This window comes from Aminobacter sp. 01T433 (assembly GCF_056398585.1).
This window is the reverse complement of the sequence record NZ_JBFTPR010000007.1, coordinates 417677-425661: the sequence shown is the minus strand read 5'-3', so window position 1 is coordinate 425661 and position 7985 is coordinate 417677. Positions and strand designations below refer to the sequence as shown.

The window sequence follows — 7985 nt, the reverse complement described above, 5'->3', positions numbered from 1 at the left end:
GGGAAGCGCCGGTGCCGGGCTGGTGGGAGGTCGGTTCTCCTGCTGGGTGATGAGCCCCCAAGCCCGGGCCTTGCGGCGGCTGGCGGTGAAAGCCGAGGCGACTGAGCGGGGCAAGAACACCGAGCGGGGCGCGAACGTCGCGCCACATAAATACTATCGGAAGGCACGGCCTCGCGCCCCGCTTCCCGAACTACCTCCTGMAAGRGAGTGYTCTTTGACAAWGGCCAGGCGCGAAAGCGAGCGTGGCGGTGAAKAAGTGTGCTCCCTTCTCCCCGTCACTATACGGGGAGAAGGTGCCGGCAGGCGGATGAGGGGCGGCGCGAACTTGCAAAGGTTGGCCCTGCCCCTCACCCGGCCCTTCGGGCCACCCTCTCCCCGTAAACGGGGCGAGGGAAATTTCGCCCTCAACGCCGCCATTTCAAAACGGCCGTTTCGCGTTCCAGTCGCGCCGTTTTTCGGTCTCGCCCCTGTCGTGCCGCTTCTTGCCACGACCGACGGCAAGCAACATCGGGCCGGGCGTGGATCCAACCCGCCTCTACTCGAACGCCCCCTCTTGGGCGGTTGTTGCCGCCAACGGATCGGTCAATCGCGACAGCGTCCCTTGAAGAACGTTCAGGTCGACATCGCCATCGATCCCGTCGATGCGACCCTTGTTATGGTATTGCCAGTAGGTCCAGTCCTCGTGACCGGGATGCCGGATCAGCGACCGCACCCAGCGCTCCCGCTCCGGCACTGCTTGAGCATAGGCATCAGCGGCTTCACCGATCAGATAGACGATCGCTTTCTTGCCGAACGAAGCCTCGACGGGCGCGAGGAAGGCGGCCAATTCGGCTCTCAACTGCTCGACGGTCGGGCGCCGCGGGCAGTTGCCGCCGAACTCGATATCGACGACCGGCGGCAGGAGCGATGGGTCAAACGGCACGGTGTCGATGAAGTTTCGTGCCTGATCGGCGCCGGGCCTGCAAAAGGTGAAGAAGTGATAGGCGCCGACGGCAAGTCCTGCCTTTCTCGCAGCAGCCAGATTGGCAGCAAAAAGCCTATCCTTGTGGTCGCCACCCTCGGTCGCTTTGATGATGGCGAAATCCACATCGTCGGCCGCAACACGTGCCCAATCGATATCGCCCTGATGATGCGAAACATCGATGCCCCGAACCGGATATCTTTGGCGATCCGGTGAGAAACTTTTGAAATAGAGGTAGCCGGCCGCTGCAATGACGCAACACAGTAGAACGATCGCAACGGAACGGCGAAGCATCAATGAAGCCTTGGCTATGCTATCTCTGAAGATCGACATCGCCGCCAATCAGGCCAATATGAAGGCGGTCAGCCAAGCAGGCAGCCCTACCCCCGCTCTTTCAGCAAACGGCCCTTTTCGCGGTTCCAGTCGCGCTGCTTTTCGCTCTCGCGCTTGTCGTGCAGCTTCTTGCCGCGACCGACGGCGAGCAGCATCTTGGCCATGCCGCGATCGTTGAAATAGATCTTGAGCGGCACGAGCGTCATGCCCTCGCGCTCGATGCTCTGGGCGAGCTTGGCCATCTCGCGCTTGTTGACCAGAAGCTTGCGGCGGCGCCGCGTCTCGTGGTTGAAGCGGTTGGCCTGCAGGTATTCCGGCACATAAGAATTGATCAGCCAGAGTTCGCCGCCTTCGAACGAGGCGTAGGAATCCTGGATGTTGGCCTGGCCCAGACGCAGCGACTTGACCTCGGTGCCGCTCAGCACCATGCCAACCTCGAGCGTGTCGAGCACTTCATAGTTGAAGCGCGCCTTGCGGTTTTCCGCGGCGACCATGTTGTTGGGATCGGACTTCTTGCCCTGGCTCATGATATTGAGGCCCGTTCTGCAACTCGCGTGCGCGAGTCATATGTTGGTGTTTCCGAGAGCCGGAGCACGGCGAAATATCCGCCGCGAACACGGCAGCGCGAAGACGCCTTCAGATGACCGCGAAAGCGGGTGTTCCCAAAGGGCTTCGCGCGGCTCAGTTGATGAGGCCAGCGTGCTTCATCGCCGCGTCGATCTTTTCGGCGGTCGACGCCTCGATGGTCATCAGCGGCGAGCGCAGCACGTTTTCGATCTTGCCCAAGCGCGACAGCGCGTATTTGGCACCCGAAGCGCCGGGTTCGATGAAGATCGCCTTGTGCAGCGGCATCAGGCGGTCCTGCAGTTCGAGCGCCTTGTCCTTGTCGTTGGCCAGGCTTGCCTGCTGGAACTCGGCGCACAGGCGCGGCGCGACATTCGACGTCACCGAAATGGCACCGACGCCGCCATGGGCGTTGAAGCCGAGTGCCGACGCATCCTCGCCCGACAGCTGGATGAAATCCTTGCCACAGGTGATGCGCTGCTCGGAGACGCGCTCGACCTTGCCGGTCGCATCCTTGACGCCCACAATGTTCTTGTAGTCATGCGCGAGGCGCCCCATCGTCTCGGGCGTCATGTCGACGATCGAGCGCGGCGGGATGTTGTAGATGATGAGCGGCAAGGTGGTTGCCTGGGCGACGGCTGCGAAATGCGCGTAAAGACCGCGCTGCGTCGGCTTGTTGTAATAGGGCGTGACGACCAGCACCGCGTCGGCGCCGACGCTTTCGGCATACTTGACCAGGCCAATCGCTTCTTCGGTGTTGTTTGAACCAGCACCTGCGACAACCGGCACCCGGCCACGCGCAACCTCGACGCAGATCTTGACGACCTGGCGGTGCTCGTCATGGCTCAGCGTCGGCGACTCGCCCGTGGTGCCGACCGGCACAAGACCAGTGGTGCCCTCGGCGATCTGCCATTCGACGAGTTCGCGAAAGGCTTTCTCGTCGAGACGGCCATTCTTGTCGAATGGTGTCACGAGCGCGGTAAGTGAGCCTCTCAGCATGTCGTCCAACTCCAGGAACCCTACGGTTTCGCGGTCTTTTTGATGTTGCCGGCTTTCTAGCCGAAAGCAGGGCGGCGCACCATAGTCTCGACACCAATTTGCGGCAAGTGTGGTGGGCACTTATATGGCTTGGAATCGAACGACCGCGCTAACCTTTCATTAACCCGCTCTTCACCAGATCAACCTAGGCTCGCCACACACGCCTCTGACTGTCACCTTCAAGGATATGGAATGACCAGGATCATTCCGGCTGCCAGGCCGCTTCATATAGCGCTTTTGAGCGCCCTTATTGCCCTGGCGCCCGTCCCCGCCGGCAGTTCCAGCCTTGACCCGCAGGCGACGTCGGCGCTTCCTTTTGCCAGCATCGGCAAGGGGGATGCCGTGCGTGCCGCCTTCGGCACGATCGATCAGTTGAAGAACGGGCTCAACGCGCTTTCAAGCGGTGATCTGGCGCAGGCGCGGGCCATCCGCGATGCCCTGCCCGCGACCGCGCTCGACCGCCACATCCTGATGTGGGCGATTGCCATCAATGGCGGCGACCAGGTGCCGAGTGCCGACATCGCAGCCGCAGCACAGGCCCTGCCCGGTTGGCCGGGCCTCGCCACGCTTCGCCGCAACAGCGAACGCGCCATGGCGCGCGAAAACCCAGGCCCCAACATCGTCGTTTCAGCCTTCGCCGGCAGTGAGCCGCAAACGATCGAAGGTGCTTTGCTGCTCGCCCGCGCCCAGATGGCGCTCGGCAATGCCAAGGCGGCGCTTGCCGTACTTCAGCCCTATTGGCGCAACGAGAAGCTGGAGCCCAAGGACGAAGCGGCTGTCATCAAGGAGTTCGGCAGCCTCATCCCGGCCGCAGACCACCGCGTCCGCATGGAAAAGATGCTTTATGCCGACCGGGTGAATTCAGCCGTCCGCATCGCCGACCTTGCTGGCGCCAAGGCCCTGGCCGACGCCTGGATTGCCGTGATCAAGGGCGACAAGAAGGCACCAGCACTGCTCGAAGCCGTACCAGTGAACCAGCGTTCGGCGGGTTATTTCTTCGCCAAGTCGCGCTATCTGCGCAAGCAAGAGAAGTTCACCGACGCCGCTGCCGTCATGCTCAAGGCTCCGAAGGACCGCGCGGCACTTGTCGATCCCGACGCCTGGTGGATGGAACGGCGCGTGTTGTCGCGCGAATTGCTCGATGAGGGCGACGTCAAGACCGCCTACCGGATCGCCGCCGCGCATTCGGCTGAAAGCCCGACCAATGCGGCCGATGCCGAATTCCACGCCGGCTGGTATGCGTTGCGCGGCCTCAACGACGCCAAGCTTGCTGCGGGCCACTTCGAGCGCATCGCCACGATAGCCGGCAGCCCGATCTCGCTGTCACGCGCCTATTACTGGCTTGGCCGCGCCGCCGAAGCTGGTGGACCGGGTACTGCGAAGGATTATTACGCGCGCGCCGCGACCTACGGCACGACCTTCTACGGCCAGCTCGCCGCCGAACGAATCGGCCGCAAGGCGCTCAACGTCGCCTATCCCACGCCGACCGCCGCCGATCGCCAGACATTTTCGCAGCGTGAAGCCGTCAGCGCGATCACGCGACTGGAAGGCTCAGGCTATGCGCAATACGCCGAGATGCTCTACCGCGACCTCGCCGCGCAGCTAAATAGCCCCGGCGAAATGGCGCTTCTGGCTGTCATGGCGGAAAAGCAAGGCAATCATTATCTGGCGCTGCGCGTCGGCAAGATCGCTGCACAGCGCGGTCTCGACATCGGTGCCTTGTCGCATCCGATCGGCGTGATCCCCGCCTCGGCCAATATTTCGGGCTCAGGCAAGGCATTGGCCTACGCGATTGCGCGGCAGGAGAGCGAGTTCAAGGTTTCGGCCGTTTCGGGTGCCGGCGCGCGCGGGCTGCTGCAATTGATGCCTGGTACAGCCAAGGATTTGGCGAAGAAGGCCGGCATGGCCTATTCGCAAGATCGCCTCACCACGGACGCTGCCTACAATGCCACTTTGGGCGCGACTTTCCTTGGCCAGCAGCTCAACCGCTTCAATGGATCCTACATTTTGACCTTCGCCGGCTACAACGCCGGACCGCGCCGCGCTGACCAGTGGATCGCGCGTTACGGCGACCCGCGCGGCAAGGACCTCGACGCCGTCGTCGACTGGATCGAGCGCATCCCATTCTCCGAGACCCGCAGCTACGTCCAGCGCGTCATGGAGAACTATCAGGTCTACAAGATGCGGCTGTCGGGCAACTACGACATCAATGGCGACCTGGTGAACGGCCGCTGACGCGGCTTTCGGCCCCTCTGTTTGACCTCCCGCAACCGCCTCGGTAACTAGTTCTGGGCGACAAGTACTTGTGCGGGGGCAGAGCGCGATGGGCAGCGAAGACGGCTTTTCGGACTACTTTTATGAGTCTCAGGACGGGCTCAAGCTTCACGCGAGAATCTATGGCGCCCTAAATCCTGGCCTGCCGGTCGTGTGCCTGCCCGGCCTCACCCGCAACGCCCGCGACTTTCACGAACTAGCGCTTCACCTTGCAAGCGATTCCGAAAACCCAAGTCAAATCATATGCTTCGACTATCGCGGTCGTGGCCAATCGGCCTACGACGCCAATTGGCAAAACTACAATGTCGGGATGGAAGCAGCCGATGTCATTGCTGGCCTAGACCAACTCGGCATCAATCAAGCAGCCTTCATTGGGACGTCGCGCGGGGGATTGATCATCCACGTTCTCGCCGCGATACGCCCTCCCCTGATCAAGGCTGTCGTGCTCAATGACATTGGCCCGGTGATCGAGCCGGCCGGGCTTGCCCATATTCGCTCATATCTGGAGAACGCGCCTCGCCCGGCTGATTTCACTGATGCGGTGCGGATCCAAAAAGCCTTCCACGGCGAAGCTTTCCCAGCATTGACGGAGGCCGACTGGCAGCGTTTCGTCCGCGCCGTCTATCGCAGCGAGGATGGAAAGCCGGTCGCCGACTTCGATCCCGCACTGATCAACACAGTGCTGGCGATGGACCTCACCCAGCCGCTGTCGGATTTGTGGGCGCAGTTCGCAGCCCTCACGTCAGTGCCTATGCTCGCGATCCGCGGCGCGAATTCGCGGCTGCTGTCAGCTGCAACCATCGAGGAAATGCACCAGCGCCATCAGGGGCTCGAATCGATGACGGTCGTGGGCCAAGGCCACGCACCGTTTCTGGAGACGGGGGTGTTGCCCGCAACAATCTCCAACTTCTTGCGCAGAGCGGACACCTAGGCAGGGTCGGCCGCTCGCGAAGGTAGAGTAGCCTACCGATTTCAGGACCAAAGACCCGGCAATGGCGCCCGGACGTTGTTGTTCAGGACGGCAGACGCCCGAAAACCTGGCGACCGGGACATTCGGCGCCACCACAGCCGTCGTTTCACCAAAACGAAAAAACCCGGCGGTTGCCCGCCGGGTTTTCCTCAGATCAGCTCTAGAGCTGATTAGAATGCTGCGTCGAGGCGCAGGAAGCCAGCGAAACCGCCGCCATTGCCCTCGGGAAGGTTATCGAAGCTGTCGCCGCCGTAGTAGTTGAGGGCGAGCTTGGCATCGAGGTTCTCGACGATGTTGTAGTCGATGACCGCACCGAGCGAGTAGTCGTTGAAGCCGCCATTGTTGATGCTGAGGTTGTCGTCATGTGCATCGCCGAAGTACTGGCCGCCGAAGCCGACTGCCAGCTTCTCGTTGACCTGGTACTTCAGGTAGCCAGCGATCGTCCAAGCGTAGCCGTTGTAGACGCCGCCCTGGAAGGAGTCGATCGAACCGGTCGGGTTGATCGAGAAGAAGGTCGGGCCCGACTCGTAGCCTGCGAGCAGCTGCAGGGTGAGAGCGTCGGTTGCCTTGATGTTGGCGATCGCCTTGAGGGCGAACTCTTCGTAGGCATTGTCATAACCACCATACAGGTTGAGCGAACCCCAGCCCTGCGTGATGGCGACCTTGCCGACGACCAGCGGCACGTAGTCGAAGTTGTCCGACTCTTCTTCCAGGCCGAGCGACACAGCGATGCCGTTGCCGGCGTCGAAGGTGTAGCGGATCTGGTTGACGCGGTCGCCGCCGCCAGCGTCGAACTCGCCATCGAGATCGCCGTCGAACAGGGTGTCGGTGTGACCGACGAGCAGGCCGCCAAGCTCGAAGTAGGCATGACGCAGAGCCGTGCCGTCTTCCTTCTTGACGCCGTTCCAGAACTCGCCAGAATTATCCCTTTCAGTGCCCTTAGCGTCCGTATTCCAGCCGCCGCCGCCGATGCTCGCCTGGAACTCGATGTAACGACGGAACGTGCCGTATTCGGTTTCCGAACGGGCGTCGAACTTCAGACGGGCAAGCGCACCCTTGCTCCAACCTTCGTCGAGAACGTGCTCAGCACCGCTGATCTGGTAACGGACGAGGCCGCCGATCTTGAGGCAGGTCTCGGTGCCCGGGATGTAATAGAAGCCCGCGCCGTAAACGTCGCAGATGCGGACGTATTCCATTGGTTCCGGCTCAGCGACGACGACAGCGTCGGCCGCACGAGCGCCGGAGACTGCGAGCAGAGCCGCAGCGGAGCCGAGAAGAAGGCTCTTAATGTTCATTTTCTGACCTCCAGTCAAAAGTTTCATAAGAGGGTCTGGGTATTTTTTGCTGAAGGACAGCGTTCCCTGCCCCATCCCCGTTTGAAAAAGATGCGCACCGCGCTCCCTCTTCGACACCGACATTACCCATGAGCCGCTGCGGTTCAACAACCAACGCAATCCGCAAGGGGCTGTCGGCGCGCTATCGCCAGGCGTTGTTGCACAAAAGACACGATTTGATGCCCCCCATAAAGAAGTCATTAAGATATGGCGCCATTTGGCGGTGGCTTTCACGCTCCGCAACGCATCTACCCCTAGATGTCAGGGCGACGAGTCGTGAATGATCCGGCGTCCATTGGCGCTTCACAGACACCGACGATTCGTTGGCTGCGACCACCAGGCGACGCTTTTTATGTAGATTGTCGCAAAGGCTTGTTGATTGTGCCGCTTCTTTTCTTTATCCAGCGGCGCAACGGAGAGGTGGCCGAGTGGTCGAAGGCGCTCCCCTGCTAAGGGAGTAGAGGTCAAAAGCTTCTCGTGGGTTCGAATCCCATCCTCTCCGCCAGCCTCA

6 protein-coding genes and 1 tRNA gene are annotated in these 7985 nt (G+C 61.6%); 3 read left to right on the top strand and 4 right to left on the bottom strand.

What is annotated here, in order from left to right; translation table 11 throughout:
- Positions 1–535: 535 nt before the first annotated feature.
- The 3 genes from AC1DLV_RS15605 to dapA form a co-directional block, all read right to left on the bottom strand.
- On the bottom strand, positions 536–1294 hold the full coding sequence (locus AC1DLV_RS15605) for a glycoside hydrolase family 25 protein (protein WP_476800830.1): 759 nt from the start codon (positions 1292–1294) through the stop codon (positions 536–538).
- A gap of 47 nt (positions 1295–1341) precedes the next feature.
- On the bottom strand, positions 1342–1821 hold the full coding sequence (gene smpB / locus AC1DLV_RS15600; protein WP_476783580.1) for an SsrA-binding protein SmpB: 480 nt from the start codon (positions 1819–1821) through the stop codon (positions 1342–1344).
- 154 nt (positions 1822–1975) lie between these two features.
- Positions 1976–2857 carry a 4-hydroxy-tetrahydrodipicolinate synthase gene (gene dapA / locus AC1DLV_RS15595; protein WP_476800812.1) on the bottom strand — a complete coding sequence of 294 codons (882 nt, stop codon included), beginning with the start codon at positions 2855–2857 and terminating at the stop codon, positions 1976–1978.
- Positions 2858–3088: 231 nt separating this feature from the next.
- Here dapA and AC1DLV_RS15590 point away from each other — a divergent pair, with 231 nt between their 5' ends.
- Both AC1DLV_RS15590 and AC1DLV_RS15585 read left to right on the top strand, forming a co-directional pair.
- On the top strand, positions 3089–5131 hold the full coding sequence (locus AC1DLV_RS15590) for a lytic transglycosylase domain-containing protein (RefSeq protein ID WP_476800811.1): 2043 nt from the start codon (positions 3089–3091) through the stop codon (positions 5129–5131).
- A gap of 88 nt (positions 5132–5219) precedes the next feature.
- Positions 5220–6101, top strand: coding sequence for an alpha/beta fold hydrolase (locus AC1DLV_RS15585; RefSeq protein WP_476800810.1), 882 nt, complete (start codon positions 5220–5222; stop codon positions 6099–6101).
- A gap of 209 nt (positions 6102–6310) precedes the next feature.
- Here the strand turns inward: AC1DLV_RS15585 and AC1DLV_RS15580 are convergent, their stop codons facing one another.
- Entirely contained in the window at positions 6311–7435 is a 1125-nt protein-coding gene (locus AC1DLV_RS15580) for a porin (protein ID WP_476800809.1), read from the bottom strand.
- Positions 7436–7888: 453 nt separating this feature from the next.
- Here AC1DLV_RS15580 and AC1DLV_RS15575 point away from each other — a divergent pair.
- Positions 7889–7979: transfer RNA gene (locus AC1DLV_RS15575), tRNA-Ser, on the top strand.
- The last annotated feature ends 6 nt before the right edge of the window (positions 7980–7985 follow it).

Bases quoted from the DNA above. Each gene is read 5' to 3' on its own strand.
- smpB (WP_476783580.1), bottom strand. From the start codon at position 1,821: ATGAGCCAGGGCAAGAAGTCCGATCCCAACAACATGGTCGCCGCGGAA.
- AC1DLV_RS15590 (WP_476800811.1), top strand. From the start codon at position 3,089: ATGACCAGGATCATTCCGGCTGCCAGGCCGCTTCATATAGCGCTTTTG.
- AC1DLV_RS15580 (WP_476800809.1), bottom strand. From the start codon at position 7,435: ATGAACATTAAGAGCCTTCTTCTCGGCTCCGCTGCGGCTCTGCTCGCA.
- dapA (WP_476800812.1), bottom strand. From the start codon at position 2,857: ATGCTGAGAGGCTCACTTACCGCGCTCGTGACACCATTCGACAAGAAT.
- AC1DLV_RS15605 (WP_476800830.1), bottom strand. From the start codon at position 1,294: ATGTCGATCTTCAGAGATAGCATAGCCAAGGCTTCATTGATGCTTCGC.
- AC1DLV_RS15585 (WP_476800810.1), top strand. From the start codon at position 5,220: ATGGGCAGCGAAGACGGCTTTTCGGACTACTTTTATGAGTCTCAGGAC.